We start from the raw sequence: 26,054 nt of genomic DNA, 5'->3' as shown, positions 1-26,054 counted from the left end.
GGCAGAGGTTGTTCCACCATGCCACGGCGTGCAGGGCGAGGCCGATGGCCGTACTGCTCAACGGGCATGACAGGGTCCTTCGCAGAGGTGGCGGTCAGGCGGCCGCGCTGAAGCTGGAGGCGGCCGGGTCCTGGTCGCTGAGCTGGGTGAAGTCGACGTCGAGTTTCGGGTCGTACACCTCGGGCTGGATGCCGAGTTCGTGGGTGGAGTACTCGCCGAACCGTTTGATGTGCTCGGTCAGGTACGGCGAGATGTGGGCCAGGTCCTCCGGGTCGATCTCCAGTCGATGACGTTCTTGCCCGCGTCCCCGAACAGCGAGTCGATGTGCACGTACTCGCTCTGCTTGGACGGACGGTAGAAGGTCAGGCCCTTCCAGTTCCTGATCCTGGGCATCAGATCGAAGCCCAGTAGGTGCGCCAAGGCGAAAACGGGCACGCTCTAGGGGCGGCGGGGAGGACGGCGCATCACCTCGTGCCAGGTGCGAGCCCGGGTGTACTTGCGCACCGTTCGGCGGTCCAGCCCGAGCTCGCGGGCCGCGGCACTGTAGGAGCGGCCGGCATCCGTCAGCGCGTGCACGGCTTCGAACAGCCGTCAGGCGTGCCGACCGGCAGGGGTGTCCGCTTCTTCGGGATCCGCTGCCGCCGCTTCAGTAGCCTCCTGCGCGGCGGGTTCGGGCGCGGGCAGCGCGGCGGGCAGGCAGCCTCCGTGGGCGGCGGCAACGTCCTGGACTCGCCGGGACAGTCCCTGCCACAAGTGGAAACGGTCGCTGCCCTGGACAGCTTCAGGGGCGCCATCGGCGATGGCCTGCCGGTAGGTGAGCGAACCGTCGCGGCAAGCGACCTCAACGCCGGGATGACCACGCAGCCATCGGCTCAGCTGTTCGGCGTCCCTGCCTTCCCAGAGTGTCAGTGGGAGACGGGTGGTGGCATCGACCAGAAGGGTGCCGTAGGTGTCGCCGTAGAGCGCGAAGTCGTCCACCCCCAGCACCCTGGGGGTGACCAGCGGCGGCAGCGGCACCCTCATCAACTGGGACAGCACGGTGGACCGTGAGAGCCCAACGTTCAGGATGCGCAGCATCCGGGCCCCGCCTCGGCCCGCCAGCACCACACCGGTCGCCTCGACCACCTGCTGCAGCAGTGGCGTGCGCCGCTGGTAGCGCGCGGTCAGTCCCGGTACTTGCTCGGCGAAGGTCACCTTCGGGCAGGCAGAGTTTTCGCAGTACAGACGGCGCACGCTCAGCTCGATCCGGACCGGCCGGCCACCGATCGCAACGTCGGACACCTGCCGTACATAACGGCTGTGGATCCACTGGCTCAGCGTGCCGCACCCCGTACACCCTGCCGGTGCACGGGACCGCGTCCGGGCCTGGACCACCACGGCAGCAGCGGAAGCATCAACCGAGCGTCAAGTGCGGTAATAAATAAGGCAGTTCGACAGAACACAGCCAGAGGCCGCCCGCTACGAAGACCAGCCAGCCGCCACACAAAGATGATCTCCGGCTACGAAAATCTTGCCAGAGCCGCGATTCTGCTCAGGTGTACACGTGAAGGTGCTCGGCTGGTTATACGCCGGATTGCCAGGGACTTCTGGTGGCCATCGACCCTGTGGGGCCCCGAGTTGCCGAAGCTTCCTTGCCGTGAACGGCTACCCCGTGTTCGCGTTGTCCCCGGGGAGGGAGCGCGAGCTGTTCCGGTACTGGCCCGGCGCTATGCCGAACTCACGCTTGAATGCCTTGGCGAAGGCGTACTCGGAGGCGTAGCCGGTGCGCTCCGCCACCGAACGCAGGAGCAGGTCGGTGTCGCGCAGCATCCGGGCCGCGGTGGTCATGCGCCACCAGGTCAGATAGGTGAGGGGCGGGGAGCCGACCGTGGCGGTGAAGCGCTCGGCGAAGGCCGATCGGGACAGGCCGGCCTGTGTGGCGAGGGCCTGGACGGTCCAAGGCTGGGCGGGCGCGCGGTGGATGGCGCGTAGTGCTGCGGTGACCGCTGGGTCGCGGAGGGCTGGTCCCCAGCCGGTGGTGGCCTGTTCGGCCTGTTCGTCGTGCCAGGCCCTGAGGATGTACAGCAGCAGGACGTCGAGGAGGGCCGGCACAACCCCGGCAGAACCCGGCAATGGCTCGGTGGTCAGTTCGCGTCCGAGGAGGTCGACGGCGCCGCGCAGGGAGGAATGCTGTCCGACGCGCGCCGGGAGGTGCACGACATCGGGCATCTCGGCGAGCAGCGGGTGGGTCCGTGACTGGTCGAGCCGGTAGGCGCCGCAGAGCATGACGGTGGCCGCTCCCCCCGCACCGACACCAGCAGCAGGAGAAGCGGCATCGACCAGGCGCCTCGTGGTGGCGTTCCTCAACGGTGTCGTCGGTGCGTCCGCGATCGCGTGTCCGAGTTCACGGGGCAGGAACACCACATCGCCCACGCCCAGGGGCAGCGGCTCGCCTCGCACGGGCAGCAGCCAGCACGCTCCCTGCAGGATGACGTGGAAGCCAGCGCCCTCCTGGGGCTCGAAGCGGATTCCCCACGGCGCGTGCAGCCGGGTGCGTGACGAGTGCGGTGCTCCGGTGCGCATCGCAGCCACAGCGTCACTGACAACATCCATTGTCCCACCGTACTCCTGGGGCCGATCTTGATGGACGAATGGACATCTGTACTGGACCGTGAGCCATGTGGCCGTCCCCACGTGGTTCCTACAGTGATCAACGAGCTGGCGCTCTCGTCAGCCCAGCACGAGCCACAGGGAGAAAAGCAGCATGAGGATCGCCGTGTACGGCGCGAGCGGGTTCACCGGAGGGCTCGCCGTCGCCGAGCTGCGCCGCCGCGAGATCACACCAGTACTGGTTGGCCGCGATCGGGAGCGCCTGCGCGCCGCCGCAGTGCGGGTCGGCGCGGCGGACGCCGAGGTCCGGGTCGCGGACCTGGCAGATCCTGTGGGGCTGCCCGCGGCGTTCGCCGACTGCGACGCCGTGGTCAACTGCGCCGGCCCGTTCACGCTGTGGGGCGAGCCGGTGGTGCGCGCTGCGATCACCGGCGAGACCCCCTACGTCGACACCACCGGCGAACAGGGCTACCTGCGGCGGGTCTTCGACACCTTCGGTAAAGAGGCCGAATGCGCCGGGGTGAGCGTCGTCCCGGCCATGGCTGACGACGGCGGCCCCGGCGACCTGATCGCGAAGCTGGTGGCGGACCGTGTCGCCCCGGTCGACCACGTGCTCATTGCCGATCTGCGCCTGCCCGGCGGCGGGGCCTCGCGCGGTACCGCCCGCTCCATGGCGTCCGTCTTCGCTGAAGGAGCGTTGGAGTATGCCGACGGTGCCTGGCGGCCTGCACGCGATTCACCACTGGAGGTGATCGTTCCGCCTGGCGAGACGGCTGCGGTGCCCGTGACGACCTTCGCGCTCCCGGGCGTGGTCACCATCCCACGGCACGTGGCGGCGAGGCGGGTCCACAGCGCCATCAGGACCGATGTGGCCACGCTGTTCGCCTCGCTCACCCCGGACATCATGGACAGCGTCCCCGAGACGGTCGCGGACGAGGTCCGAGCCAACGGCCGGTGGCTGATGATGGCCGAAGCCACTGGTAGGGACGGAAGCCGCGCCCGCGGCTGGGTGACCGGACCCGACGGGTACGGCCTCACCGCCGTGATCGCCGTCGAGGGCGCCCGCCGCCTCGCCGCCCACGGCGCGAGCCCAGGAGTACTCACCCCAGCCCAGGCATACGATCCGGCCGACTTCCTCAACTTCCTGGTACCCCACGGGGTCACCTGGCAGGTGACCTGACACCTCGACGAGAACGCGCGTCCACCGGTTGCGGGAGGCGACGTGGACGATCAGCGCCATCGCCCGCCGGTTCGGTCTGCACCGCAAGACCGTCCGCCGCTACCTGACCACCGACCTCGACGTACTGATCGCGTCGGCCCGCGACCGCCGGCCCCGCCAACTCGACCCCTACCGGTCCTACCTGCAACAACGATTCGCTGACGGCTGTACCAACGCCTCCCAGCTCTACCGCGAGATCCACGAGCACGGCTACCGCGGCAACCATCAGGCCGTCCGCCTCTACATCCGCACCATGCGTGGCGGCACCGCCGCGGTCGAGCCTCCCCGTCCCATCCCCACACCACGCAAGATCACTTCATGGATCATGAGGCCGCGCGACGGGCTCAGCCGTGAGGAACAAGACCAGCTCGACGAGGTACGCATCGCCTGCCCGGACATCGCCACCGCCTGTGACCAGGCCCGCGTCTTCGCCAGCCTGGTCCGCGACCGGCGAGGACATCTCCTCGCCGACTGGGTCCGCGAGGCCGATACCAACGGCCCCGGGCCCGTGCGGGGTTTCGCCGGATTCCTCCGCCAGGACTGGGACGCCGTCCTCGCCGGCATGACGCTCGACTACAGCTCCGCAGTGGTCGAAGGGCACGTCAACCGTTTAAGACGATCAAGCGGCAGATGTACGGACGAGGATCCTTCCGGCTCCTCCGCACCCGCGTCCTGCTGCGATCGTGACCGTGACGAAATTCCGCCCAGACCCCTGAAAACAGCCAGCGATGCTCTTCGCTGCCCAGGCCTTTGCCTTGGTCAACTGGGGGCGAATCGCCCGCCAGTGAAGGGGTCGGGGCTGCTCAGCTCCGTCAAGGGCGCCTTCGGCGTCGCAAGCGATGGGCTGCGCCCGCCCTGGACAGCTCGTGCAGGCTCAGGGTCCCGCCGGTAATGCTCCAGGATTGAACGCTTCAGCGGAGCGCCAAGCTGTTGTCGGGGGTCAGGCCGCTGAGCTTTTCGGGGTTGACCTGGAAGCGCAGATTCTGGATGCGGCCGTCGACGAGGTCGAACGAGAGGGCGCCGACGGTGTGCCCGCCGAGGGTGGCCAGCACGCCGAGCTCGCCGTTGATGACGGCCGGCTCCATGGTCAGGGCGGCCAGTTCGGGCTTGGCCAGGAAACCCACGATCCAGCGCGCGACGTGGTCGGTGCCGTGGAGAGGGCGGCGGGCGGCGGTGACCTTGCCGCCGCCGTCGGACCAGGCGGTGACGTCGGGGGCGAGCAGCTCCATGACGGCGTTCAGGTCGCCGCCCGTGCAGGCTTCCATGAACTTGGCGGTGACCTGCTGGCGTTGGGTATGGTCGGCGTCGAAGCGGGGGCGGCGGGCCTGGACGTGCGCGCGGGCGCGGTGGGCGATCTGGCGGACCGTCGGCTCGGGGCGTTCGAGAATCTCGGCGATCTCGGCGTGCGAGTAGCCGAAGACCTCCCGGAGCAGGAAGACGGCACGTTCGACGGGGCTGAGGGTTTCCAGGACGACCAACATCGCGGTGGAGACGGTGTCGGCCAGTTCGGTCTCCGTGGCGATGTCGGGGGAGGTCAGCAGGGGTTCAGGGAGCCACGGGCCGACGTAGGTCTCGCGGGTGGCCCGCGCGGAAGTCAGGCGGTTCAACGAGAGGTTGGTGACCGTGCGCACCAGGTAGGCCTTGGGATGGCGGATCGCTTCGCGGTCCGCGGTGCTCCAGCTCAGCCAGGCGTCCTGCATGACGTCCTCGGCGTCGGCGACGCTGCCCAGCATGCGGTACGCGGTGGCGAACAGCAGCCTGCGGTGCTCGATGTACGGGTCCTGCTCAGCTCTGGCATCGACCATAGGCTCATGCTCCCAGCGCCGTAACCAGGGCGGCAAGGCCCGAGATCACGGCGCTGGGAGCCGATGCGTCCGTCATACCGCGGGCTTGCGGGTGGCGCGGCCGCCTTTGGAGACGATGGTGGTGACGTTCATGCGCTTGCTGAACCGGTAGGTCTTGAGCGGGCTGCCGCTGACCATCTCCTTGTACGCGACGGCGCTCCGGCCGGTGAGGTGCATGCGGCGGGGGGTGTCGTCGGCCTTGGTGAACTGGATAACGGCATCACGGCGGCCGAGGCTGACCGGCTGGTGGAAGTAGCCGAAGCGGAACGGCTTGACGGCCTTGCCGCGCACGAGCCGCGCGATGGTGTCGGCGGTGTACTGGGCGGTGGGCAGGCCGCTCTGGCAGGTGCCGTGGATCTGTCCCCAGGCCAGACGGACGGCGGCAGCGTCGCCGATGGCGTGGATCTCCGGGTGGGACACCGAACGCAGCGTGGCATCAACCAGGATGAGGCCGCGGTCGTCGGTGGCGATCCCGGCGGCGGCGGCGAGCGGCGACACCTTGACGCCGGTGGTCCACAGGCAGGCGTCGGAGCGGACGAGCCGGCCGTCGGCCAGCTCGACGGCATCGGGCAGCACCTTGGTGACACGGGCGCCGGTCTCAAGAGTGACGCCGAGGCGGTCCAGCCCGCGGTAGAGGTAGGCGCGGGCCTTGGCGCCCATCATGCCGCCGGGCTCGTCCAGGCTGATCAGCATGACGTCCAGGCCGGGGTGGCTCTCGGCGATCTCGGTGGCCGCCTCGATGCCGGTCAGGCCGCCGCCGCAGACGGTGACCGTGCCGCCGGACGCGGCGACCTCGGTGAGCCGCGCGGCGAACCGACCAGCGATCTCCGGGTTGTTGAGGGTGAACGCCTGGGTGTCGACGCCGGGGACCTTGCCTGTGTCGGTCGAGCTGCCCAGCGCGTAGACGAGCGTGTCGTACCCGAGGGTCTCGGCGCCGTCGACGGTGACCTGCCGGGCCTCGGGGTCGATGGCGACGGCGGTGCCCTGGACGAACGTGACGCCGGTCCCGGCAAGCAGGTCGGGGATCTGGTGATCGGCCAGCTCCTGCCCGGCGGCGATCTGGTGCATCCGCAGCCGCTCGACGAACCGGCTCGAGGGGTTGACCAGGGTGATCTTGACGCCGGTCCGGCGGGCGCGGTGGGCCAGCCGGATGGCGCTGAACATGCCCGTGTAGCCAGCGCCGAGGACGACGACGTGGTGGCCGTTACTCATCTCGATCTCCCAAGGCCGGGGTCCTGCTTCGGTGTCGGTGACGCCCATGGGACAAGCAACCCGCACCGGACGTGACAGGCCACTGATGTGAACCACGTCATACCAGGTGCACCGTTGGTGTGCTGGCAAGAACCCGTCAGTTGCCTCGCTGTACCAGGCCTGGCCGAGGCGGAGCAGAAGCGCCGAAGAGGACGGGTTCCCACTGCCGCCCAAGCAGACGCGTATCCGACGCCCCGACGAACCTCTCACCCCCGAAGAAGCCGAACTCCGCGAGCGACTCCAGCGCCAGGTCCTCGACAGCGCAGTCTGATAGGCGCCCAGATTCAGCTCGACGTACCGACCCCCGCTGGGCGTTCCATCCTGCAGGAATACCGGCGGGAACCCGGCTCCAAGTGCGGCCGGATGTCGGGCGAATTCGGCGTCTACGCTGGACCGCGAGAAGGCCCTGAACCCACCGCAGGCCCACCCCCGCGCCCCCTCCACCCGGCGGCCGCACCCGCCTCGGCGCCAGCAACGGCCGCAAAGCCTCGCCACGGTTGCTGACGTGGATCACCCCTGGCTTGGGCTGACGGAGGCGCTGAGGGCCGGATGGACCCAGGGGGAGGCGCCATCCACGTCGTGTCGGCCGTTGCCCGCCCTCCACGCCAGAGCAGCGGGACGCCCTGCGGAGCGGCCCTGGGGCGAGGGCTGGCGGCCCGGCGAGCCATGGCGTGCCTTGAACCGGCCGACGTGGCGGCCGGTGGCATGGTGCAGTGGAGTGGGTCGGTTGCCCTGCATGGAGATGTCAGACGATGCGCGGGACGGCCTCGGAGGCGTTGGTGGTCCAGTTGGTGACGATGGGCTTGTCGACGGTGGCCGTGTCGGGAAGCTTGAGCTCGGCGGGGTTGGGGTCGTCTTCGGTGGTGGCGATGATGACGTTCTCGAGCTCCTTGCCGGAGTCGTCGTTGGTGGTCTTGGGGCTGATGCCGGTGTAGGCGGCGGTGGAGCCCGTGAGCTTGATGGGGTCCTCGCCGCCCTGCCCGACGGGGGAGGCGACACCGTCGGTGCCGGACCCGAAGGACACCGTGGGGGTGTTGGTGTCCAGGTAGCAGGTGATGCCGGACTTGGCTTTGGCGGTGACGAGGTAGTAGCCGCCGGCCTGGGACTCCGAGGTGACCGTGAAGTCCAGGTCGTTGGTGCCGCAGGACTGTCCGTAGCCGTCCTTCGTGGCGTCGTCGGTGCCGGCGGCCGTGCCCGAGGAGCCCGAGTCGCTGGAGCTGGAGCTGGAGTCGGAGTCGGAGTCGGAGTTGCTGGAGCCGCCCGTGGTGGAGCTGCTGGCGGAGGAAGTGGAGGAGGGGGCAGGGGCCGCGGAGTCTGCGGCACCGTTGTCTTCGGGGTCGCAGGCGGTAGTGGTGGCGGCGAGGGCCGTCACGGCGACTGCGGCCAGGACGAGACGGGCGGAACGGGCGGCCAGACGCGAACGCATCTTGATCTCCAGCGGCTGTGGTGTTTCCTGCTGACACCGATGACACTAGGGCCGAGTCGATCCTGGAATGATCCTGTGAGTGTTCGGGTTCTGTCTCAAGGACTTCGGTTCCAGATAACGGCGTTGGATCGCACCAACCCCGGCTCAGTGGCATGTCCGGGACCGCGCGAGCCGCCGAGACGCGTCGGCCGGGGCCGCCGTGCCTGTGCCGCGTCGCCACGGCGACGCCTGGGGATGAAAACGTCCGGGCGTCCCGACGAGTCCTCTGCCCCGGAGCCCGAGGCAGTTGCCGAACCGCCCGCACGGCACGCCGAAACTAAGTCCGGCTCGCCTGCCCGGACATCACCCGGGCCTGCGACCTCGCTCGGGCGTTCGCCGACCTGGTCCGTCACCGGCGCGGATACCTGTTGCTGGAGTGGATCCGGAAGGCCGAGCAGGACGCGCCGAAGCCGATGAAGGGCTTCGCGGGCTTCCTCCGCCAGGACCTCGACGCGGTGACCGCCAGTCTGACCCTGCCCTGGAGCTCTGAGGTCGTCGAGGGACACGTAAACCGGGTGAAAACACTCAAGCGAGCTATGTATGGCCGAGCCTCGTTTGAACTCCTCCGGACCCGCATCCTCGGAAACGGCCCATGAGACAGTCGGGCACGGCTCACCGATCGTCACCGAGGAGAAGGATCCATGAGAACGTTGCCCGCCGTCACCGGCCGTGATGAGTTCGATGCCCTGGTCGTCAGAACCGACTACCTCGACGACCAGGCGTGGCAGGACGTGGCGGCGGCGCTGATGGAGCCCTGGGGAGACAGGCAGTACGAGGCCCACGTCCTCTTCATCGACGATCCGGCCTGGGCAGGGGCGACCGTTGACGAGGTGCTGACTGCGGTCTGCGGCGACGACAACCTGGCCGTTGTCTTTCTCGCCGACCGTACAACCATGCAGGCCGAGAGCCACCCGCTGCTGGCGGTCACCACGCTGACGCGGGAGGAGTGCGTGGACGAAGAGGACTATGAACAGCTGACCGAGTTCGGCCGCGATTTCCGCACCACGCCCGCAGGGCTCCACGACGTCCACGCGAACCTGAGCATCGGCAACCTGGGCTTCGAGGAGTACGCGGCATGGGCTCACGATGATCCCGAGGGGATCTACCGGTCCTTCTGAACGGGCTCACGAAACTGCGGCCAGAGCCGTTTTCAAGAGTCCCCATCACCGTTGCCCTGTCTACCCGGGAGTTGCCGCCGGGCACGCTCCCTGGGCTCCTCACGGGCCCTCAAGCCGGGGGCTGCGGCGGCGGGTTGCGCGAAGGCGGCCGCCGACGCGCAACAGACACCAGGCCGCCCCCGATCCCCCGGCCGCACTGCCCGCCCGTTCCGCCCGCCGTCCCCTTCACCTCCTTCTTTCTTTCTGTTCTGGGGCGAGCGCGGGGTGTGCAGCAGGGGATGTCGGGCTCCCCACCACGCTCAGAAAGGCGTGGTGACCTGCGGACACGCCGCCCACGGGGCGGTGGGCTGCGGGCACTTGTCGGTGGAGCGAGCTTCGTCAGCTTCCCGCGCAGCGGCTCCAGCCTGCCCCGCACCGAGGTGTCCAGGCCCAGCATCTCGCCGACGCCCCGGGTCGCCACGGGACCCCCAGCCTGGCGCACCGCGGCCAGGATGCGCCGGTACTCCGCCGGCAACGCGGACTCGGCCACCCCCCGGCGCACGGTCCGGGACCAGCCGCACCGCGCGCCCGGCCACGTGCGCGACCGGCGAGGAGGCAGTATCCCGCTCAGCGGCGATCTGCTCGGCCATCCGCAGCAGCACCCGCTCGGCCACGGCGAGTTCGTCCCGCTCGGACCGCACCTCCGCCAACTGTTTGACCCGCTGCTCTTCGAGTCCGTCCAGCTCCGCGCGTCGCGCCGCGAGTCGCTCCAACACCTCGGGATCCGTCATGCGCCGGAGCGTAGGGACGCAACCCGAACCGACGGGCGGGAATCCGCATAACCATCCCTGCCAGACGATCTACACGCCAGACTGCCGCCCACGACCAGCACGAGCACCCCGCAAACCGATCACGCCAGAGCCCCCGACCAGCACGTTCGAAGATGGCGAAGCTTCTTCGAACATGCAGGTAGAGGGGCGGTCAAAGATCGTGAGGCCTCTCGGCGGCAGCAGCCACGGAGCGTCACGGAGTCCACGTAAGCTACCGAAGCTCGATCGCCGGTTACCGAAAAGTCATATTCGGTGCGGTACGGCTCCGTCCTGCCAGCGGTAGAGGTCGCGCAGCAGGGAAATCTCAGCGCCGTGATGGATCAGCTCCCTATTGACGTGCAGGACCCTGTTCTCCATGGGAAACCGCTCGGGACCCACCGTGGGCGGATTCTCCAGGTCAGCGTCCGAGAGCGCGCGGACCCCCTCGTTCCATCTCCCGTACATCTCATCGAGCTGTTTCAGCGCCTCGTCAGCGGTCCCCGCGTAGGCGAATGTCTGGGAGTCGACGTCCTGGCCGCCGAAGTACCATCCGACCCGATAGCCCAGGCACGAGACGATGATGTGTGCCAGCCGCCAGGCAATCGTGGTCACCGGCGCCGGCACCGGGCCAGGGGACGCGAAGTCCATCGTCCACTCCCCCGAACCTTCCGACATCGGTGCGGCCGACGTGCCACGTGGGCGGATGCTCCAGCAGCCGCGCACCGGCTCCCAGAAGTACTCCTCATCGGTAAGACCGTCCAGCCGCGGCCGCAGGTTCGTGCGCCAGTGCCAGTCCAACTGCTCCGCGAGCCGCTCGCTTCTTGTCATTTCCGCACACTACATACAACGGGAACCTGGCTGCGACCCTCGCAGACGCCGTCGCTGGCCGTGGGCCGCGAGAGCGTACCGCACCGGGAGATGACGCTGGGGGCTGATGTGCCCTTCGGGCCGTGCCGCCGCGAGCGGTTGCTTGAAATCAACAACCCGGCTGGCTGGGTTGGGTTCAATGACCCAAATGTAACTGTCTCGACCGATGACATGACGGATGATCAAGATCGCCGACTCCCGCCCGTGATCAGCATGAGTACCCCGAGCGAGCGCCACGCCAGAGTCTCCGACCTGCATGTTCGAAGATGGCGAAGACTCATCGTTGACGACATCGGGCTTCTGCCCGTTTCACCGGACGCCGCCGAGGGCTTCTACCGCCTGGTCGATGCCGCCTACGAACGGCGGGCGCTGGCCGTGTCGAGCAACCTGCACCCCTCCGGATTCGACGAGATCATGCCGAAGACCCTGGCCACCCAATCGCCGTCGCGATACTCGGTGTCTCTGTGATTCCGTCCAGCCGAGAAAGAGGGGCCTGCCCGGCCGTATCCGCCTGGTCCGACGGCCTTGCGGTGCAGCTGCCAGGCCGCTGCTGCCCGCAGGCCTTACAGCTGTTGCTCGTCAGAGGCCCCCGGCGGCGTGTTAGGCGCATACGAAGTACTCCAGGAACCGGGAGCCAGTTCGGTGCTCTCTCATGCGATGCAGGCTCGATCAGTCCGGACAGGTGGCGGATTGGGCCTCTTGTCGGGCTTGGGGGCGTGGGCTGACTATGCGTAACAGGCGGTTAGTTGAGCCGTAACGGAATGGGGGGCCATGTCCACGGGAACGGGCGGCGATTACTGGGCGGACAAGGCGCTGCCCAGCGTGTTCAAGCACGACCTCCTGAAGCGCTACCTGCCCCAGTTCGGCGGCATGACGGGCACGCAGTCGCACGACAGGCGTGTGGTCTACCTGGACGGATACGCAGGCGAGGGCCGTTACGAGAACGGTGACCCAGCATCGGCAGAAATCGCGCTACGGGTCGCTTCCCATTTCCGCGCCCGGCACGGGATCACCGTGGAGTGCTTCTTCACGGAGTCGCAGCAGAAGTCGTTCGACCGCCTGAACGAGGTGGTCGGGCACTACCGGGCAGGCGGTGTGCTCGCACACGCCCACCGCGGCGAAGTCGACAGTGTCCTCGACAGCGTGGTCCAGCGCGCCGTGCGCGAGCCGCTGTTCCTCTTCCTGGACCCGTGCGGGCTGGTCCTGCCCCAGGACCGGCTCGTGGACGTGCTGGCGCGGCAGCGGCCGCAGAAGAAGCCGGCGACCGAGCTGCTGATGAACTTCAGCATGATGGCCGTGTGGCGCCTGGGCGGTCACGTCCGCTCCCCGAACGGCAACGAGAAGTCGCTGCAGCGCTTCGACGACGTCTGCGGCGGCCCGTGGTGCCGCGAGTACTTCGCCGACGCGTCGGCAGCCTCCGCCAGGGACGGCGCCGCGGAAGACGCCATCGAGGCCGTGGCAGCCGAGTACGCCCGCCGACTTGCCCGGCGTACGGGCATGTTCGTGCAATCGGTGCCCGTGTCGCACGCGCCGCACAAGCGCGCCGTCTACCGGCTGGTCTTCGCAACCCGCAGCCAGTACGGCCTGTGGGTGTTCGGCGACACCGTCGCCCGCGCGCGGGACGAATGGTGGAAGACATTCGAGACGCGCGAAGAGGAAGAGAGGGAGGGGCAGCTGTCGTTCTTCTCCAGCCGACCGGACCCCCAGGAGGTAGAGGCCAGGGCGGTGCCGGAGATCGCAGGCAACCTGGAGAAGCTGCTGCTGCGCGCCCGGCGTCCGGTCAAGTTGGTCGACCACACGCTGGAGGTCTTCGGCAGCTTCTACGGCCAGGTGACCGAACCGGTGGTGCGCAAGGCTGTACGCCTCCTGCACGATCAGGGCAAGACGCCCAGCAACGGGGTGGGCGTGCGCAGGACGCGGGAAATCACTATCCGTCCCGGAAGCCTCGCAGCCTGAAGTGCCTGTCTTCAAAGGTCGTCGCCAGGCGAGCGGCCAGTTAGCCCATGCTTCGAAGCCCGCCGCAGACTTGGTGCGCGCATGAATCATCCGCGGTCCGCTATGGCCTTCCGAGCTGCGACTGCTCCATGCTGACGGAGTGAGCGATGAGCCTTTCGAGCAATGGGCGCGCAGGCGCGAGGAGGAACGGAAGCGGAAGAAGGGGAGGTTGCGCCTCAATACGCTCAACTCAGGCCCTGAGCGGGGTTCGCATGTTGATCCGGAGGTCCCACGCCTGATTTCCCGTTGGGATGGCTATGTCTGGGAGCCGGTGGCTGTCGCCTGCAACTGGGCGGCGGCCGCGTCGGTACTGAGTCCCCCGAGTGGTGCCGATGAGCGACCTGAGCAGTCGGCTTCTACTCGCAGTCCTGGCCAGAATGCCCAAGCTCACTCTGGTGGGATCACCGAGAGGAAGAGAGCACGCCTGCGCGGACTACTCTGAGCAGGTATTTTCCTGCGACTCCAGAGCGTCCTCCGGTCACGGAGTACCGGCTGCACCCGGACTGCCCGCTTAGGATCCGTGCACGTGACAGAGATCCCCGAAAGACTGATCAAGCTGGAGCGCACCGCCGAGACGGAGCGGGCCCGCCTGGCTGGCCTCTCCGGCGAAGAATACGACGCGCAGTGGCGCCGCTGGCGTGAAGCATCAGAAGCGGCGCAGGCCGCGGTCACGGCACACGCCAAGGAGAGCGGGGGCGACCGGTACGAGCTGGAGCAGTCGGTGAAGAAGGCGGTGCGGCACGCCGAGGAGGATCCAGCGGAGTAACGCTGAGAGCGGCGGGACGCCCACTGACCGCGCGGGGTGCATGCGCCTGTCGAGCGGGAGGCGCCGGCGGACGCCGCCTCGTCGACGTCGCCCGGGGCAGCGCCGGACGCTGGCGGCATCCCGCCCGATGGCACCGGCCTCGCTCCCACCGACGTTCCGTACTTCGCCGGAGGGGCAGCGGGCTGACTTCGGTGAATCGTCGCGCTCCAGGTGAGCTATACAGTCCGGCATGAGCATCGTCGATACGTCCATAGCTGCGGCGTCAGCAGCGTTCAGCGGGGTCGCTGCCTGGGGCGCGTGGAAGGCCTCCCGCGAGGCGAACGAGACGGCCACTTCGGTCGCACAGATCGAGCGGGATCGCTGGCACAAGGAACTGACTCCCCAGCTCCGGATCAAACTCCAGGCTGAGTCCCATGAGGTGTTGTACGTCCGTTTCGACAGCCCGGCCACGCTCGGCGAACTCAGCGTACAGCTGACCGTTCGGGACGATTTCGACCGCTCTCGGCTTCCCCACCTGGCCGGTACTCCGACACTGGAGCAGCGAGAGGAGGTCATCTGGGGGCCGTACCGATTCCGGCCCGGAGTCGATGAAGCGGACGAGCTGGGCCGGTCGGTTCCCGCATTCCCCCTTCTCCCCGGTGACCGCCATCGGCTCGCCATCGACCCGTCCCTGAGACCGTTCTGGTACGAGGGCTTCGACGGAGAACAGCGCTGGCGCAACGAGTACCGCACCGCTCCCATCCGCCTCTGGGCGTTCTGCACCGCCCCGGGCCACAAGCCCTGGAAGCTCGCTTTCGCGGTGCCGCAGGACGGCAGTTGGGCCCTGGGTGGCGCCTGATCCGAGGAACGGGGCGCGCCGCTATCACTCCTGAAGGCGGGCCAAGCCTGCACAACGGCCCGGCTGGCTCACGCCTCCACGAGCTGCGGCATCTGGTCCCAGGTACGGCCTTCCAGCTCGCGGCCGCCGGCCTTCGGCGTGCGGCCGCCCCACTGTTTGAAGAAGAACGCCACGTCGGCCTGCTGGCAGGTGTCGCGGATCTGCGTTACCCACGCTTCGTCCAGCGGCCGGTGCCCGGGTCCGGACTCTCCGCCCGCAATGACCCAGTCGATGCCAGACAGCTCCAGCCCATCCAGCGGCCCCAGCAGCGGCTCGCACGACAGGAACTTCACCGCCGCCGGGATCTGGCGCAGGTCATCGACACGCGGCAGCTCCTTCGCGCTTTCCACCGAGACGCCCATCCACAGGTTCGCCGGCCACTCCAGCCGGTCGGCGACCTGCCGCAGGCGCCGCGCCCGCTTGGTAAGGACCTGGTAGGTGTGCTGCGGGGTTTCGGCGATCACGTCGAAGACACGGCGCACGTAGTCGAGCGGTACCCGGGAAGAGGTCGCTCATGGAGTTCACGAACACCGTCCGCGGGCTCTTCCAGCCGTACGGCACGCTCAAGGCGTCCGGGTGCAGGGCCAGTCCGAAGCCGGGCCCGGAAGTTCGCGGGTCCCCGTCGGCCTGGTACTTCGGTGATCCCATTGCCTTCAGCCGCTTCGACAACGTCAACGCGTAGCAGTTGTCGCAGCCAGGGGAGACGCGGTCGGAGCCCGTGGTCGGGTTCCACGTCGCCTCGGTCCACTCGATCGCACTGCGATCACTCACGGCCGGCCCTCCATCCCCTCGAACCGAGCCTGTCCACCGGTACCGCAGCGGCCCGTTGGTTTGCCCAACGAGACGCCCCGCAACCGGTACCGGCATCCAACCATCCGGCTGTCACGCGGCTCCCACCGCCTCAATCTCGAACTGATGTGCCCATCCTGCGAAGTGACAGGGCATCTGTAAACAGGGCACCGTCATGCCGCAAATCCGATGTTCGTGACGTACTCGTACTGCCCCCACTGCGAGCCCAGGTCGACGACCTGGTCCACCCACGCGTCGTCCAGCTCCTGATCGTCTCCGGCCACCCACGCGGCCACGATCCGGTCCCAGCGGCGCACGTTCAACGTCCGGAACTCCACCACGCGCTGGCGCGGCCGGTCGACCTGTGACTGGTTGAGCGGGTGGATCTCCACGCGGGTGCCACGGCCTTCGCGGTTGAGGCGAGCGACGAGGTAGCGGGCGACTTTCTCCCGCCGCACCGTGCGGTGCGCCTGCTCAATCCGCTCCAGGTTCCGCTTCGAGGGCGAGCGGGTGCCCTCGAGCCAGGCGCGCAGGGTGCGATCGGTGACGGTCAGGCCGGCCGCCCGGGCGGCGGCGCGGGCGTGGTCGGTGCGGGTGAGGTAGTGCAGTCGGGCCAGCAGGCCGCGGCGGGCGGTGACGGGGGTGGCGATGTAGCCGGCAAGCGCGTCCAGCTGGCGGGCGACGGCTTCGTGGCCCTTGATGCCCCGCTCGCGCCGTACTTGCCGAACTCGATGTTCCGCTCAGGCATCGTCTCTTCCGGTCCTCGGCTGGTGGATCACCGTACGGGCCCGTGACGACCGATCACCCATCCCGGCGGGCATTCCTGGGCCGGGTGATCGGCTCCAGGGGAGGCTCTCAAGGGGCTCAGCGTCCTGGTTGTGGTCGATGCCGACGGGGGAAACGTCCTTGACCTTCGCCTCGATGACACCGCGGCCTTCGGCGAACACCGCGGCGCCAGTCGCCGGTGACGTGCAGTTCGTCGGGCCCATGGCGCGGACGACCATCAGGCCCTCGTCGTAGGCGCGGTGGGCTTCCCCCCACAGGTTCGCGAAGGCCTGGGAGCGGATGAGGTGCATCCAGGCGCCGGGCAGCACTCCCCCATGAGCCCGCTGTGCAGCACGGTCTTCCTCATCTTCACCGGACGGCAGATGCGCAACGGCTGCGAGCCGTGACACCCCGAGGGCCGGAGGTGCCCGTATGCTCGACTCAGCTGGTCGCCAGGATCATGCTCAGTGCCAACACGGCGAGTCCCGCCACGGCAATGACGCCGCCGAAGAACTTGAAGAACCCGGGGCCGAGGCTCTCGGTGTCTGCAAGGCTCAGATCGCCCGTGCGCTGGCCCTTCAGCTCCAAAGCGGCCCGGCGCCGTGCCAGCGTTACGTCAACGGCGCCGCGGAGGTTGAAAGCCCATCTCGCTCCCATGTAAACGGCTGCGGCCCCAAAAGCCGCGAGGAAGATCAGAACCCCTGTCGGGTTGGAGGAGGCTGCGGCCGACGCCGTGGCGATCATGAACATGGTGCGCAGCATTGCAGACGACGGCACGGATGTCACCGTGACGACCCACCGAGACGGACAGCCTCGAAGGGCCCCCACCGCGAAGGAGTCCCACGAAGCCGGCCGAGCCAACGTCTTCCGTTTCATCGAGGTCGAGTACAACCGCACCCGCCTGCGCAAGCACCCCAAGTACGGCTACGTCACCCCACTCGAGACCAGAGCTCTCGCGACGCAAGACCTCACTCCCGCAGCATAATAAACACCCGCTGTCCAAGCCCAGGGTGGAACTTCACCCCGGCAGTGATGCTGGCTGTGGTTTGATCTCACAAGGCGGTCCGCAACGTCACTGACTGACTCGCGAAACCGTTCCGTTCGTAGAAGCGGATCGCATCGGCATTGCTGGAGTACGCGGTCACCTCGGCCAGTTCGGCCCCCGCTTCCTTCGCCCAGGCCGAGAACTGCGTGATCAGACGTGTTCCGAGCCCGCCGTGGCGGTGGGCTGGCTGGACATACATGCTCACGAGCATCGCGACCTTGACCGGCCGCATCGCAGATCCCTCAGCCACCGACCCTGTGAGATGTCCGACAACCTGCCCGTCGCAGTCTGCGACGCGAAGGAGCCTGGTTGGGTCATCTATGCCTCCGGAGAAGCGTTCGGGTCCGAAGTCACGAGGCCAACTCACGTCGGCTGGGGCGCACCATGTGGGAGTTCCCCGGCGGCCGGGAGGGTGGCAACCAGTACCTGGTGATGGGCCTCGGTACGGGGCCGGGCGCCGACCTGGGCGTGCCGCGCGACCGGGACGAACTGATCGCGTACGGGCCGCTGTTGTCCGACGACGGCGGCACCTGGCTCGGGACGGCGGCCCTGCTCCGGGCGCCGGACCCGGAGACGGCTCGCGGCGTCCTCATCTCGGACGCGTATGCCCATATCGAGGTCCACAACTGGCAGTTAGGCGGGAGGCCGTCGTGAGTGACTAGCGGCGGCTCTCCGCCTCCGCGTCCAGGGCCCGCTCCGGCACGGTGACGCCCGCCCCCGTGGGTGCCCAAAGGGTCGCCGCGGAGAGCAGGGTCACGGCCGCCGCGCCCATGAGCATGGGTACGTTGCCGAGCCAGGCGGCCAGCGCGCCCCCCGCAAGGGCTCCGACCGGCACCGTCGTGAGCAGCACCGCCTGCACGAGTCCCGCGACGCGGCCCTGCATGCCGTCAGGGGTGACCAGTTGCTGCGTGGTCGTCATGGAGATCATCCATACGGTGCCGGAGAGGCCGTAGCAGACCTGGTACGCGAGCAGCACGGGGAAGGCGAGGCCCAGCGACGCGGCCGGGATCAGGAACACGGCAGCGCCTGCCGCGAGTCCGAAGATCTGCGTGGCCCGCCACAGCCCCGAGGTCCTGGCGAAGCGTCCGGCGAGCAGGGCGCCCGCCAGGGTGGCCGCGCTGTAGGCCGCGTACGTCGTGCCCAACTGCCAGGCGGGCAGGGCGAGATCGCGGGTCGCGTAGAAGACGTAGAGGGCGGCCGCCGCACCGCTGCCGAGGTTGAGTCCGGCGCCCGCCAGGACCATGCGGCGCAGCCGGCGCTCGGCGCGCACCACCGCGAGTCCCGTACGCAGCGAGCCGGCCAGGGACTTCGCGCGGGCGGGCTCCCGCGAGCCTGTCAGCGCGTTCAGCGCGGCGGGCAGCGCGAACAGAAAGAGCGCCTCGATTGCGTAGGCCGCACTGCCCGCGAGGAGCGCCGCGTCGGCTCCGAGGAGCCCGACCATGACACCGCCGAGCGCGGGCCCGCCGACCTGTCCGCTCGTACGGGCCGCGGTCAGCGCCGAGTTGGCGGCGAGGAGCCGCTCCGGTCCGACGACGCGCGGCAGCGCTGCCTGGAGCGCGACCGAGAGCGTGAAGGTCAGGGTGCCCGAGACGCCTGCGACCACGTACAGGTGCGCCAGGGTGACATGCCCCACCGCGCCGGCCAACGGGATCGAGCCGACGACCAGGGTCTGCAGGGTGGTCACCCACACGAGGAGGCGGCGCAGCCTGATCCTGTCGACGATCGCTCCGGCCAGCGGGCTCAGCACGGCGCCGGGCAGATAGGTCAGCGCCAACAGCGCGGCCGCCCCGAACGGCCCCGCGCCGAGGTCGGTCACGGCCAGCAGGGTCAGTGCGAGAGCGGTGATCTGCCGCCCGACGGAGCTCGCGACCTGCTCGCCGCACAGCAGCACGAAGGGACGGTGGCGACGCAGGGGGACCGTCCCGTCGGCCCGTGACGCGCCCAACCCTCAGATCCCCGTGCAGGGAACGGGCCAGCGGTGCAGCCGCGGCGGCAGGGCCACCGCCCAACCGTCGGCGACGAGAGCCAGCCGCTCGGCCGCGAGCAGGTCGACGGCCTCCCGCTGCACGGCGTCGAGTTCACCGAGCGCCGTGGGCTCCTGGACCATGGCGAAGGTGGCGAGCAGATCCGGGTGGTCGAGGGTGAACCTCGCCGAGGCGGGCCGCTCTCTGCGGTCCATGACGGTGATGAAGTCCGGGCCGCGGCGGTGGTAGAGCATACCGGCGGGGAAGGCTGCGTACGAGGTGCGCCAGGCGCTCAACTCACCTGGTTCGTCGGGCCGTTCCACGGGTGGTGGGAGGTGGTGCAGCATCCGTACGTACGGGGCGTCATGCGTGTCAAGCGGGTCGTCGCCTCGCGGCCGGTCTTCGTAGGCGATCTCCCAGTGCGTACGGAGCCGTTGGCTCTGGCACTCGCGCAGGAACTGGACCGCCACCGCCGTCTCGCGCCCCGCCCCGCCCAGGCGCAGCGGCACGTCCACGTGGACCTGTCGGCCGATCACGCGGTGGGGGACGGTCGCGGGAAGCCCGGTCATCCGGCCACCTCCTGACGGTCCGTGGATTGCGGAGCCGGGTCGGGGTCGATGCGGTCCGGTACGTCCCACGTGGGCAGGGACACGTACGTCCGCCCGTCGCGGAACACCAGCCCCGTCGCCTGAGCCTGCTGGATCCACCCGCTCAGCTCCTCGGCCGCGATGTCGTGTCCGTCGCCGGTCAGCAGCCGGTGCAGCGCGGGCTCCGTCCGCCCGTCCTCGAGGCGGCGCAGCGCTTGCGCCTGCCAGCCGGTCAGCCGGTGGGTGCGGCGGGGCCAGCCGTGGCGCCGGTCGTGTACGAGCAGTACGTCCACACCGTCCTCCGGCTCCGCTTCCTCCATCACCAGGCTCGATCCGTGATGTCCGTCGCGCCATGCCGCGACGGCCCGCTTGAGCCGGCTCTCGGTCTCTCCGCCGATGCCCGCGTCATCCGTCGCGAACAGGTAGACGAGGTCGGTGAGTTCGGACTCGGGCAGCTCGTAGACATGGTGGTACATCTCGGCTGGGCGCCGCTTGCCGAAGCCGAACCCCGGGTCCGTGAAGTTCGGGCTGAACCGCTCCAGTTGGATGCGGTGGGCGCCGCCCGGGGGCTGCAGGTGGACGAGCGCGGGCAGTTGGTCGACGACCGGTGCGTAGTCCTCGACGGTCTCGCCCGGGAAGCCGTACAGGTAGTTCCAGGTGACGGTCAGCGCGTGGTTCTCGCACTCACGGAGTGTGCGGATGTTGCGGGCGCCGCTGACGCCCTTGTCCATGAGGTCGAGGACCCGGTTGCTCAGGCTTTCGATGCCGGGCTGGATGAGCACGGCTCCGGCCCGCCCGAGGAGGGCGATCTGTTCACGGTTGAGGTTGGACTTGACCTCGTAGTGCATCCGCAGGTCCCAGCCGCTCTCGGCGGCGAGGGGCAGGAAGTCCTTGAAGTACGCCATGTCGATGATGTTGTCGACGGTGACGACGTCGAGGATGCGGTGCCGTCGTACGAGGTGGTCGATCTCGCTCCACAGCTGCTCGCCCGACTTGGCGCGGAACGCCATGGAGGAGCCGTTGAGCCCGCAGAAGGTGCAGTGGTGCTTCTCGCCCCACCAGCAGCCGCGTGCCCCCTCGACCACCAGCTTCGGGTAGACGTATTCGAGGACGGGGGATGCGTCGAGGGCTGCCTGCCACTGGTCGTAGTCGGGCGCGGGGATGTCGGAGGGCGCCACGGTGCGCCGGGACTCGGTGTTCGCCCGCGAGACCCGGCCGTCCGTCTGCCCTTCCCACCAGCACAGGCCCGGTACGTCGGCGGGTGGCGTGTCGGCGTCCAGGTGGCGCAGGAGCGCCGGGAAGGCGTACTCGCCCTCGCCACGCACCACGTGGTCGACGAAGGGATGGTTGCGGTGCAGGGCGTGCCCCATCGGGCCGTCGCAGTTGCTGCCGCCGAAGACGACGGTGAGCCCTGGACGGCGGCGCTTGAGCTCCCTGGCCAGCGCGAGCGAGGGCACGTTCTGCATGAACGTGCTGGTGAACCCGACGACGTCCGGTTCCTGGGCGAGCACCTCCGTCGCGCACTCGGCGATGAACTCGGTCGCGTGGACCCGCATGTCGGAGGCGGTGTCGATGCAGAGGCCGCGACGTGCGGCGTACTCCTTCAGCCGGGCCACGCCCCAGTTCTCGTCCTCGTACAGCACACCCGAGAAGACCCAGTCACCGAGGCCGTCGAAGATCGAATCGCTGCCGATCGCCTCGTAGTCACCGGGGCGCAGCCGCCCGCCGGACCGCTCGAGGAGGAACTCCGCCCAGCGCAGCGAGCCGTGGAACTCACGCACATCGTCGTCCGGGCGGACCTGCCGCAACAGCTGGTGCAGCAGGCCCACTTGGAGAGAGGGCAGATCGATCGGGTGCCACGGCATGGTCACCAGCTGTACGCGCACACCACTCTCCCCCGTCACCGTTCCCTCGATATCCCGCTCACGTTCCCGCTCGGTCAGCGGGTCGGCGGGCGCTTCTCCATGACGGCGGGCTTGCGGTTCGTGCGCTCCTCTTCGCGGATCACTACCTTTTTGATCTCCACGACTCTCCCCTGGTCGACGACCTCGAACTCACGTGCCACACAAAGCAGTTCACCTTATGGGGCATCACATGCGCCCCACAAGAACCCCGACGGCGGAGCGGCCCGCCCGTCAGAGGCCATGCAGCACGGGATCACCGAGAGCGACTTTGGGGTATTCGGGGTCGCCCTGCTCATGGCCCTCGATCGTGAGGGTGGCAACGCCGGTCAGGCCCACGGTCACCTTCACCGGCCGGTTGATCTGCGCGGTCACGCCAGGACCCCGCTCATAGGGGCTGTGTGGTACAGCCGTTCCCGGCGCAGGACCGCACCCTTCTCGTTCCTGGGCGCGGCGTCGTACTCAGCGACGATCCGTATTTTGTACTCCGAGGTGAAAGTGCGGCGCTTCGGCCTCAGTGCCGGGTCGGACCCGACGGGCGCTGTACTGGGCATAAGGGACGGTTCTCCTGTCACGCCCTCTCAGGCTGACCCCGCAGAACGGGATGTCTCACCCAAGGCTGACAGAGAGGGACCTGCGCGACGAGCTCACCGCCGCGGCGTTCGAGCAACGCGCCGCCGAGAAGGCGGCCCGGGAGAACCACACCTCCCGCTTCGTCTTCGCCGTCCCCCAGATCTGGATCGACACAGGCGACAGGGTCCAGGCACGAGCGGTGTCCAACCACCCACTGCGCGAGGGCGAACGTGAAGTGATCGCCTGGATGAGCTACGACGCCCACGACGGCGTGGACTACGGATTCGTGCCGTATGTGCGCCGATGCAATGGCGAGCCGATTTTCGCCGACCCTGAAGTCTTCACAGCCGCCGTCCGTCCCCGTGAACAAGCGCCGGGCTGGACCCTGCTGTGTGCCCTGATGGAGGACGGCGCCGAGCCGACCGGCACAGAACGCCCGCGCCCCCACAGAACCCGGTCCGGCCGACCGTCCGACGAGTCGCGCGTCGACCTCCTCGCAACCGCACCACCACAACATCGAGGCGGATCCGCGGGTGCGCGTGCGAATCCGCGGGGCGTGCACACCGGCACCGCCCACCTGCTCCCCGACGACGACCCGGTTGCCCGGCTGCGCTCCCTGCTCCGGTTCAACAGCGCGGCGGTGCGGGGGTTCGGGGCCGATCCGCTGACCGTACGAGTGGATCTGGACGGTTGAGACCGGCCGGTCCGCAACAACGCCCCTCCCCAGCAACACAGTTACCTTGACACTCCATCACCCGTTTACTGGAATGACCACCGCACATCCCTGAACACACGCGCTGGGGGGCCACATGTCAGTACGGATCGACGTTGTGGGGGACGACGAGGCCCTGGAGGACCTGTGGGAGTGGCTGGGCGCGGAGCGTGAGCTACGCGGGCGTCTGCGGTGGGAGAGCCCGTCCGCGCCGGCCGGCACCATGGGGTCCGGGATGGAGATCGCCATCCAGCTGTCGGAGCTGGGGCTCTCCTTCGTCGGCACCCTGGTGTCCTCGCTGGGCGCATGGGTGTCCTACCGCGCGACCCAGGCCACCGCGCCCACCGGGAGCGTCACCCTCACCCTGCCCGACGGCAGGCAGTTCGAGCTCAAGCACCAGGATCCCGCGGAGCTGGCGCGCCTGACCGAGGTCCTCTCCACGCACCTCCACGGCGACGAGCACCTCCACGACGGCGATGACCCGGCTGCCTGACCCGGAGCGTTCCCGCGCGTTCCTGTTCGGCACCGCCGCCTACGAGGCCGACGAGTTGGCCGACCTGCCGTCCGTCGGCAACAACCTGACGGATCTGCGCGCAGCCCTGACCTCACCACTGGGCGCCTTCACCGACGAGCGCTGCACGGTCATGCTCGACCCGCCCGGCGCGATCCCCGTCTACGACGCCCTGCGGCACCACGCCGCCGAGGCCACGGACACCCTGCTGATCTACTTCGCGGGGCACGGCCTGCGCAAGCTGCGCGGCGGCCTGTATCTCGCCCTGCCCCACACGCAGTACGCCAACGTGGCGGTCAGCGGCTTCGACTACGACCTGCTGCGCGAGATCGTGAACGCGTCCCGGGCGACCAACAAGATCGTGATCGTGGACAGCTGCTTCAGCGGCCGCGCCATCCCGGGCATGAGCGGCGGCACCGCCGGCCTCGCGCAGGAGCTCGACATCGAGGGCAGCTGCCTGCTGACCGCCACCACCGCGAACGAACAGGCCCTGGTCCTGCCGGGAGAGACGTACACCGCGTTCACCGGCGAACTGCTCCACCTGCTACGCACCGGCATGCCCGACGCCGGACCACTCCTCACCCTCGGCGCCCTCGGCGAGGAACTGCGCCGCAACGCCCGCCGACGGGAACTACCCCTCCCGGAACAGCAGTTCCGCGGCACCACCCAGCACATTGCCCTCACCCGCAACCCCGCCGCGCCCGCCGCCGACGCCCCGCCACCGTCGGCCGCCCCGGTCGCGCCCCCGCCCCGGCCCTCGGTCGCGCACGCCTTCGTGTCCCGCGCCCTCGTGTTCGCCGGCACCGAGCACGCCACCAAGAAGGACCTGGCGGCGACGATCCGCAAGCACTGGGCGACCGCCGCCGACCGTTTCTTCCGGCGCATGGGCACCGAGTCGTTCCCGTCGGAAGGCTGGGCCGAACTCCGCTCCTGGCTACGGCAGTTCAACGACCACAGGAGCGACGACGTCGAGGGCCGCGTCGTCCTCATCGACACCTATCTGACCGACCCCCGCCTCCCTCACGACCACAAGCTGCTGCGCCTGCTGCACTGGCTCGACCCCGACGGCCCGGTCGTCTACCACGGCCGGCCGATCACCTACGCCTCGCTGGCCCGCATCTGCCTGCGCCGTTACGCCGACGGGGGCAGGCGCGACACCGAGCTGCTCAACGAGCTGGCCGGACCGCACGAGTGGCTGCTCGACACCCTGGCCGAGTTCTCCACGCTCGACCGGCTGCGGGGCGTGCGGCGGACGTGGCACAAGGCCCTGAAGACGTGGCGGGACACCGATACGGCGCTGTGGCCGCCCGAAGTGCGGGACTGGGCCGCGGACGTCGGGCCGGGGGCACTGCTGGCCGCCCTTCTCCCGTCGGAGGCGCTGGCGAAGATCCGGCCCCGGCTGCCGGCCAGGGCACAGCCGCCGGAGCCGACCAAAAGGTGGTACGACAGCCTGCTCCGGGCCGCAGGGGGACGGGACACCCTGCTGGGCCGGCTGGCCGAGGCCGAGTGGTCCGAGCAGGCCCGGCAGCAGGCGCTCGCCGTGGCCAGGGAGCGCGAGCGGCAACGCCTGGCCGCCGAGGAGGCGCGCGAGCGGCGGCTCCGGCAGGAACGGGAGGCGGAACAGCGGCGGCAGGAAGAGGAACTGCGGCGGCAGGAGCGGCTTCGGCGCGCCGCGCAGGAGGAAGGCGAGCGGCAGCTCAGGGTGCAGCAGGAGCTGGAACAGCTGCGGCAGCGCGAGACGGAGTGGCAGGTTGCCGAGACCGCCCGGCTGCGTCCGGCCATCCGCGCCCTGGCCGTACTGCGCGCGTTCGTACTCGGGGCCCTATGGGCCCTCACCCCGATCGTGGCCACCTGGCTCAGCTGGTGGTTCACCAGTTACGACTTCGAAGCCGCACAGGTCCTGTCCTATCTGGCCTGCATCTTCAGCGCCGCGGCCCTGTACCGGGTGGTTCCCTGCGCCGTGCGGCTCGGCGGCGCCTTCCGGCCGCGGCTGCGCACGCCATCGACCTGGCTGCCACCGACGCGCACAGCCCTGGCGGCCGCAGCTCTCCTGCTGGTCTACGGCCTGATCGGCGGTGACTCCTCATCCCGCTCGGGCAGCCTCAAGGCCGACTCCGATCTCCTCCGAGACCGCGGCCTGAGCGCATTCCTGAACTACGTGGGCCAGAACAGCTCCAGGCCATCCTTCGGGGACATCCTCATCGGGCTGCTCGCACTGCTCTTCGCCGCCGGATGCGTCTGGTTCGGCCTGCAGGCGGGCCGTACGGCAGTGCGCCGCTGGGAGGAGACCCACGCCCGCGCCCATCAGGACGCCCACCGCCTCACTGGCCCTCAGTGAGCTGCCCGCGAGGCCGCCGCCGCAACGAGGCCGACCTCCTTCTGATTCACCTTGAGGTAGACGAGGAGCGTGGTCTGCTGCAGCGGGCAA

Annotated in this window: 25 protein-coding genes and 7 pseudogenes; 14 read left to right on the top strand and 18 right to left on the bottom strand. The window is 69.2% G+C overall.

Annotation, left to right across the window (positions count from 1 at the left end; translation table 11 throughout):
• Positions 1 to 237: 237 nt before the first annotated feature.
• From ABT114_RS41160 to ABT114_RS41150, 3 genes and pseudogenes are all read right to left on the bottom strand, one after another.
• Positions 238 to 438, bottom strand: a pseudogene (locus ABT114_RS41160) (Tn3 family transposase); the annotation flags it as partial.
• A 153-nt stretch (positions 439 to 591) separates the two neighbouring features.
• A complete protein-coding gene (locus tag ABT114_RS41155) occupies positions 592 to 1,374 on the bottom strand; it encodes an ISL3 family transposase (RefSeq protein ID WP_351149733.1) in 783 nt (260 codons plus the stop codon).
• Positions 1,375 to 1,644: 270 nt separating this feature from the next.
• Entirely contained in the window at positions 1,645 to 2,592 is a 948-nt protein-coding gene (locus tag ABT114_RS41150) for an AraC family transcriptional regulator (RefSeq protein ID WP_351149651.1), read from the bottom strand.
• 151 nt (positions 2,593 to 2,743) lie between these two features.
• On the opposite strand from ABT114_RS41150, the gene ABT114_RS41145 reads away from it, so the two are divergent.
• Together ABT114_RS41145 and ABT114_RS41140 are read left to right on the top strand one after the other, a co-directional pair.
• Positions 2,744 to 3,769 (top strand): saccharopine dehydrogenase family protein, encoded by a 1,026-nt coding sequence (locus ABT114_RS41145; RefSeq protein ID WP_351149649.1) that lies wholly within the window; start codon positions 2,744 to 2,746, stop codon positions 3,767 to 3,769.
• Between the two features lie 28 nt (positions 3,770 to 3,797).
• Entirely contained in the window at positions 3,798 to 4,700 is a 903-nt protein-coding gene (locus ABT114_RS41140; RefSeq protein WP_351149646.1) for a hypothetical protein, read from the top strand.
• A 19-nt stretch (positions 4,701 to 4,719) separates the two neighbouring features.
• Here ABT114_RS41140 and ABT114_RS41135 read toward each other — a convergent pair whose 3' ends face one another.
• The 3 genes from ABT114_RS41135 to ABT114_RS41125 all read right to left on the bottom strand — a co-directional run bounded on the left by ABT114_RS41135 (position 4,720) and on the right by ABT114_RS41125 (position 8,329).
• The gene (locus ABT114_RS41135; RefSeq protein WP_351149644.1) at positions 4,720 to 5,613 is read right to left on the bottom strand and encodes an RNA polymerase sigma-70 factor; all 894 of its coding nucleotides are present in this window, start codon (positions 5,611 to 5,613) and stop codon (positions 4,720 to 4,722) included.
• Positions 5,614 to 5,685: 72 nt separating this feature from the next.
• The gene (locus ABT114_RS41130) at positions 5,686 to 6,864 is read right to left on the bottom strand and encodes an NAD(P)/FAD-dependent oxidoreductase (protein WP_351149641.1); all 1,179 of its coding nucleotides are present in this window, start codon (positions 6,862 to 6,864) and stop codon (positions 5,686 to 5,688) included.
• Between the two features lie 784 nt (positions 6,865 to 7,648).
• Positions 7,649 to 8,329 carry a DUF4232 domain-containing protein gene (locus ABT114_RS41125; protein WP_351149638.1) on the bottom strand — a complete coding sequence of 227 codons (681 nt, stop codon included), beginning with the start codon at positions 8,327 to 8,329 and terminating at the stop codon, positions 7,649 to 7,651.
• 341 nt (positions 8,330 to 8,670) lie between these two features.
• Here ABT114_RS41125 and ABT114_RS41120 point away from each other — a divergent pair, with 341 nt between their 5' ends.
• Both ABT114_RS41120 and ABT114_RS41115 read left to right on the top strand, forming a co-directional pair.
• Positions 8,671 to 8,964, top strand: a complete 294-nt coding sequence (locus ABT114_RS41120; protein ID WP_351149730.1) for a transposase — start codon at positions 8,671 to 8,673, stop codon at positions 8,962 to 8,964.
• Positions 8,965 to 9,009: 45 nt separating this feature from the next.
• A complete protein-coding gene (locus tag ABT114_RS41115; protein ID WP_351149636.1) occupies positions 9,010 to 9,486 on the top strand; it encodes a DUF6924 domain-containing protein in 477 nt (158 codons plus the stop codon).
• Positions 9,487 to 9,785: 299 nt separating this feature from the next.
• Here ABT114_RS41115 and ABT114_RS41110 read toward each other — a convergent pair whose 3' ends face one another.
• Both ABT114_RS41110 and ABT114_RS41105 read right to left on the bottom strand, forming a co-directional pair.
• Positions 9,786 to 10,256, bottom strand: coding sequence for a hypothetical protein (locus ABT114_RS41110; protein WP_351149633.1), 471 nt, complete (start codon positions 10,254 to 10,256; stop codon positions 9,786 to 9,788).
• Positions 10,257 to 10,538: 282 nt separating this feature from the next.
• A complete protein-coding gene (locus tag ABT114_RS41105; protein WP_351149630.1) occupies positions 10,539 to 11,102 on the bottom strand; it encodes a DinB family protein in 564 nt (187 codons plus the stop codon).
• 315 nt (positions 11,103 to 11,417) lie between these two features.
• Here ABT114_RS41105 and ABT114_RS41100 point away from each other — a divergent pair.
• From ABT114_RS41100 to ABT114_RS41080, 5 genes and pseudogenes are all read left to right on the top strand, one after another.
• Positions 11,418 to 11,591, top strand: a pseudogene (locus ABT114_RS41100) (ATP-binding protein); the annotation flags it as partial.
• A 321-nt stretch (positions 11,592 to 11,912) separates the two neighbouring features.
• On the top strand, positions 11,913 to 13,097 hold the full coding sequence (gene tcmP / locus ABT114_RS41095; RefSeq protein WP_351149627.1) for a three-Cys-motif partner protein TcmP: 1,185 nt from the start codon (positions 11,913 to 11,915) through the stop codon (positions 13,095 to 13,097).
• Between the two features lie 139 nt (positions 13,098 to 13,236).
• Positions 13,237 to 13,578 carry a DUF6087 family protein gene (locus ABT114_RS41090; RefSeq protein ID WP_351149624.1) on the top strand — a complete coding sequence of 114 codons (342 nt, stop codon included), beginning with the start codon at positions 13,237 to 13,239 and terminating at the stop codon, positions 13,576 to 13,578.
• Positions 13,579 to 13,662: 84 nt separating this feature from the next.
• Entirely contained in the window at positions 13,663 to 13,902 is a 240-nt protein-coding gene (locus ABT114_RS41085) for a hypothetical protein (protein WP_351149620.1), read from the top strand.
• 229 nt (positions 13,903 to 14,131) lie between these two features.
• Positions 14,132 to 14,740: a hypothetical protein gene (locus ABT114_RS41080; RefSeq protein WP_351149617.1), complete on the top strand. Its 609-nt coding sequence runs from the start codon at positions 14,132 to 14,134 to the stop codon at positions 14,738 to 14,740.
• A gap of 68 nt (positions 14,741 to 14,808) precedes the next feature.
• Here the strand turns inward: ABT114_RS41080 and ABT114_RS41075 are convergent.
• From ABT114_RS41075 to ABT114_RS41060, 4 genes and pseudogenes are all read right to left on the bottom strand, one after another.
• Positions 14,809 to 15,550 (bottom strand): annotated as a pseudogene (locus tag ABT114_RS41075) (DUF5131 family protein).
• 191 nt (positions 15,551 to 15,741) lie between these two features.
• Positions 15,742 to 16,316, bottom strand: a pseudogene (locus ABT114_RS41070) (transcriptional regulator).
• 133 nt (positions 16,317 to 16,449) lie between these two features.
• A pseudogene (locus ABT114_RS41065) lies at positions 16,450 to 16,647 on the bottom strand (transcriptional regulator); the annotation flags it as partial.
• A 127-nt stretch (positions 16,648 to 16,774) separates the two neighbouring features.
• Complete coding sequence (locus tag ABT114_RS41060) at positions 16,775 to 17,083, bottom strand: hypothetical protein (protein ID WP_351149615.1); 309 nt, start codon at positions 17,081 to 17,083, stop codon at positions 16,775 to 16,777.
• A gap of 37 nt (positions 17,084 to 17,120) precedes the next feature.
• Here ABT114_RS41060 and ABT114_RS41055 point away from each other — a divergent pair, with 37 nt between their 5' ends.
• Positions 17,121 to 17,318: a hypothetical protein gene (locus tag ABT114_RS41055; RefSeq protein WP_351149612.1), complete on the top strand. Its 198-nt coding sequence runs from the start codon at positions 17,121 to 17,123 to the stop codon at positions 17,316 to 17,318.
• A gap of 67 nt (positions 17,319 to 17,385) precedes the next feature.
• On the opposite strand, the gene ABT114_RS41050 is transcribed toward ABT114_RS41055, so the two are convergent.
• Positions 17,386 to 17,745 carry a GNAT family N-acetyltransferase gene (locus ABT114_RS41050; RefSeq protein WP_351149610.1) on the bottom strand — a complete coding sequence of 120 codons (360 nt, stop codon included), beginning with the start codon at positions 17,743 to 17,745 and terminating at the stop codon, positions 17,386 to 17,388.
• Between the two features lie 5 nt (positions 17,746 to 17,750).
• On the opposite strand from ABT114_RS41050, the pseudogene ABT114_RS41045 reads away from it, so the two are divergent.
• Positions 17,751 to 18,032: pseudogene (locus tag ABT114_RS41045) on the top strand (YciI family protein); the annotation flags it as partial.
• A gap of 4 nt (positions 18,033 to 18,036) precedes the next feature.
• Here ABT114_RS41045 and ABT114_RS41040 read toward each other — a convergent pair.
• The 5 genes from ABT114_RS41040 to ABT114_RS41020 all read right to left on the bottom strand — a co-directional run bounded on the left by ABT114_RS41040 (position 18,037) and on the right by ABT114_RS41020 (position 22,205).
• Positions 18,037 to 19,323, bottom strand: a complete 1,287-nt coding sequence (locus tag ABT114_RS41040) for an MFS transporter (RefSeq protein ID WP_351149607.1) — start codon at positions 19,321 to 19,323, stop codon at positions 18,037 to 18,039.
• Positions 19,324 to 19,326: 3 nt separating this feature from the next.
• Complete coding sequence (locus ABT114_RS41035) at positions 19,327 to 19,911, bottom strand: DUF5825 family protein (RefSeq protein ID WP_351149604.1); 585 nt, start codon at positions 19,909 to 19,911, stop codon at positions 19,327 to 19,329.
• Entirely contained in the window at positions 19,908 to 21,815 is a 1,908-nt protein-coding gene (locus tag ABT114_RS41030; protein ID WP_351149602.1) for a RiPP maturation radical SAM C-methyltransferase, read from the bottom strand. The genes ABT114_RS41035 and ABT114_RS41030 overlap by 4 nt, the downstream gene beginning before the upstream one ends.
• Before the next feature lie 53 nt (positions 21,816 to 21,868).
• Positions 21,869 to 21,994 carry a hypothetical protein gene (locus ABT114_RS41025; protein WP_256223277.1) on the bottom strand — a complete coding sequence of 42 codons (126 nt, stop codon included), beginning with the start codon at positions 21,992 to 21,994 and terminating at the stop codon, positions 21,869 to 21,871.
• 70 nt (positions 21,995 to 22,064) lie between these two features.
• Positions 22,065 to 22,205, bottom strand: coding sequence for a hypothetical protein (locus ABT114_RS41020; RefSeq protein ID WP_351149597.1), 141 nt, complete (start codon positions 22,203 to 22,205; stop codon positions 22,065 to 22,067).
• A gap of 710 nt (positions 22,206 to 22,915) precedes the next feature.
• Here ABT114_RS41020 and ABT114_RS41015 point away from each other — a divergent pair.
• The 3 genes and pseudogenes from ABT114_RS41015 to ABT114_RS41005 all read left to right on the top strand — a co-directional run.
• Positions 22,916 to 23,097, top strand: a pseudogene (locus ABT114_RS41015) (nitroreductase/quinone reductase family protein); the annotation flags it as partial.
• Between the two features lie 115 nt (positions 23,098 to 23,212).
• Positions 23,213 to 23,608 (top strand): effector-associated constant component EACC1, encoded by a 396-nt coding sequence (locus ABT114_RS41010; protein WP_351149595.1) that lies wholly within the window; start codon positions 23,213 to 23,215, stop codon positions 23,606 to 23,608.
• A complete protein-coding gene (locus tag ABT114_RS41005; RefSeq protein WP_351149593.1) occupies positions 23,592 to 25,964 on the top strand; it encodes a caspase, EACC1-associated type in 2,373 nt (790 codons plus the stop codon). The genes ABT114_RS41010 and ABT114_RS41005 overlap by 17 nt, the downstream gene beginning before the upstream one ends.
• Positions 25,965 to 26,054: the final 90 nt, after the last annotated feature.

Origin of the sequence: Streptomyces sp. NPDC002088, from assembly GCF_040296605.1 — a bacterium.
Lineage (GTDB): Bacteria > Actinomycetota > Actinomycetes > Streptomycetales > Streptomycetaceae > Streptomyces.
The sequence above is the reverse complement of the archived record's forward strand: the minus strand, read 5'-3'. Positions and strand labels throughout refer to the sequence as shown.

Bases quoted from the DNA above. Each gene is read 5' to 3' on its own strand.
- ABT114_RS41135 (WP_351149644.1), bottom strand. From the start codon at position 5,613: ATGGTCGATGCCAGAGCTGAGCAGGACCCGTACATCGAGCACCGCAGG.
- ABT114_RS41145 (WP_351149649.1), top strand. From the start codon at position 2,744: ATGAGGATCGCCGTGTACGGCGCGAGCGGGTTCACCGGAGGGCTCGCC.
- ABT114_RS41010 (WP_351149595.1), top strand. From the start codon at position 23,213: ATGTCAGTACGGATCGACGTTGTGGGGGACGACGAGGCCCTGGAGGAC.
- ABT114_RS41110 (WP_351149633.1), bottom strand. From the start codon at position 10,256: ATGACGGATCCCGAGGTGTTGGAGCGACTCGCGGCGCGACGCGCGGAG.
- ABT114_RS41125 (WP_351149638.1), bottom strand. From the start codon at position 8,329: ATGCGTTCGCGTCTGGCCGCCCGTTCCGCCCGTCTCGTCCTGGCCGCA.
- ABT114_RS41150 (WP_351149651.1), bottom strand. From the start codon at position 2,592: ATGGATGTTGTCAGTGACGCTGTGGCTGCGATGCGCACCGGAGCACCG.
- ABT114_RS41105 (WP_351149630.1), bottom strand. From the start codon at position 11,102: ATGACAAGAAGCGAGCGGCTCGCGGAGCAGTTGGACTGGCACTGGCGC.
- ABT114_RS41080 (WP_351149617.1), top strand. From the start codon at position 14,132: ATGAGCATCGTCGATACGTCCATAGCTGCGGCGTCAGCAGCGTTCAGC.
- ABT114_RS41005 (WP_351149593.1), top strand. From the start codon at position 23,592: ATGACCCGGCTGCCTGACCCGGAGCGTTCCCGCGCGTTCCTGTTCGGC.
- ABT114_RS41060 (WP_351149615.1), bottom strand. From the start codon at position 17,083: ATGTTCATGATCGCCACGGCGTCGGCCGCAGCCTCCTCCAACCCGACA.
- ABT114_RS41115 (WP_351149636.1), top strand. From the start codon at position 9,010: ATGAGAACGTTGCCCGCCGTCACCGGCCGTGATGAGTTCGATGCCCTG.
- ABT114_RS41035 (WP_351149604.1), bottom strand. From the start codon at position 19,911: ATGACCGGGCTTCCCGCGACCGTCCCCCACCGCGTGATCGGCCGACAG.
- ABT114_RS41130 (WP_351149641.1), bottom strand. From the start codon at position 6,864: ATGAGTAACGGCCACCACGTCGTCGTCCTCGGCGCTGGCTACACGGGC.
- tcmP (WP_351149627.1), top strand. From the start codon at position 11,913: ATGTCCACGGGAACGGGCGGCGATTACTGGGCGGACAAGGCGCTGCCC.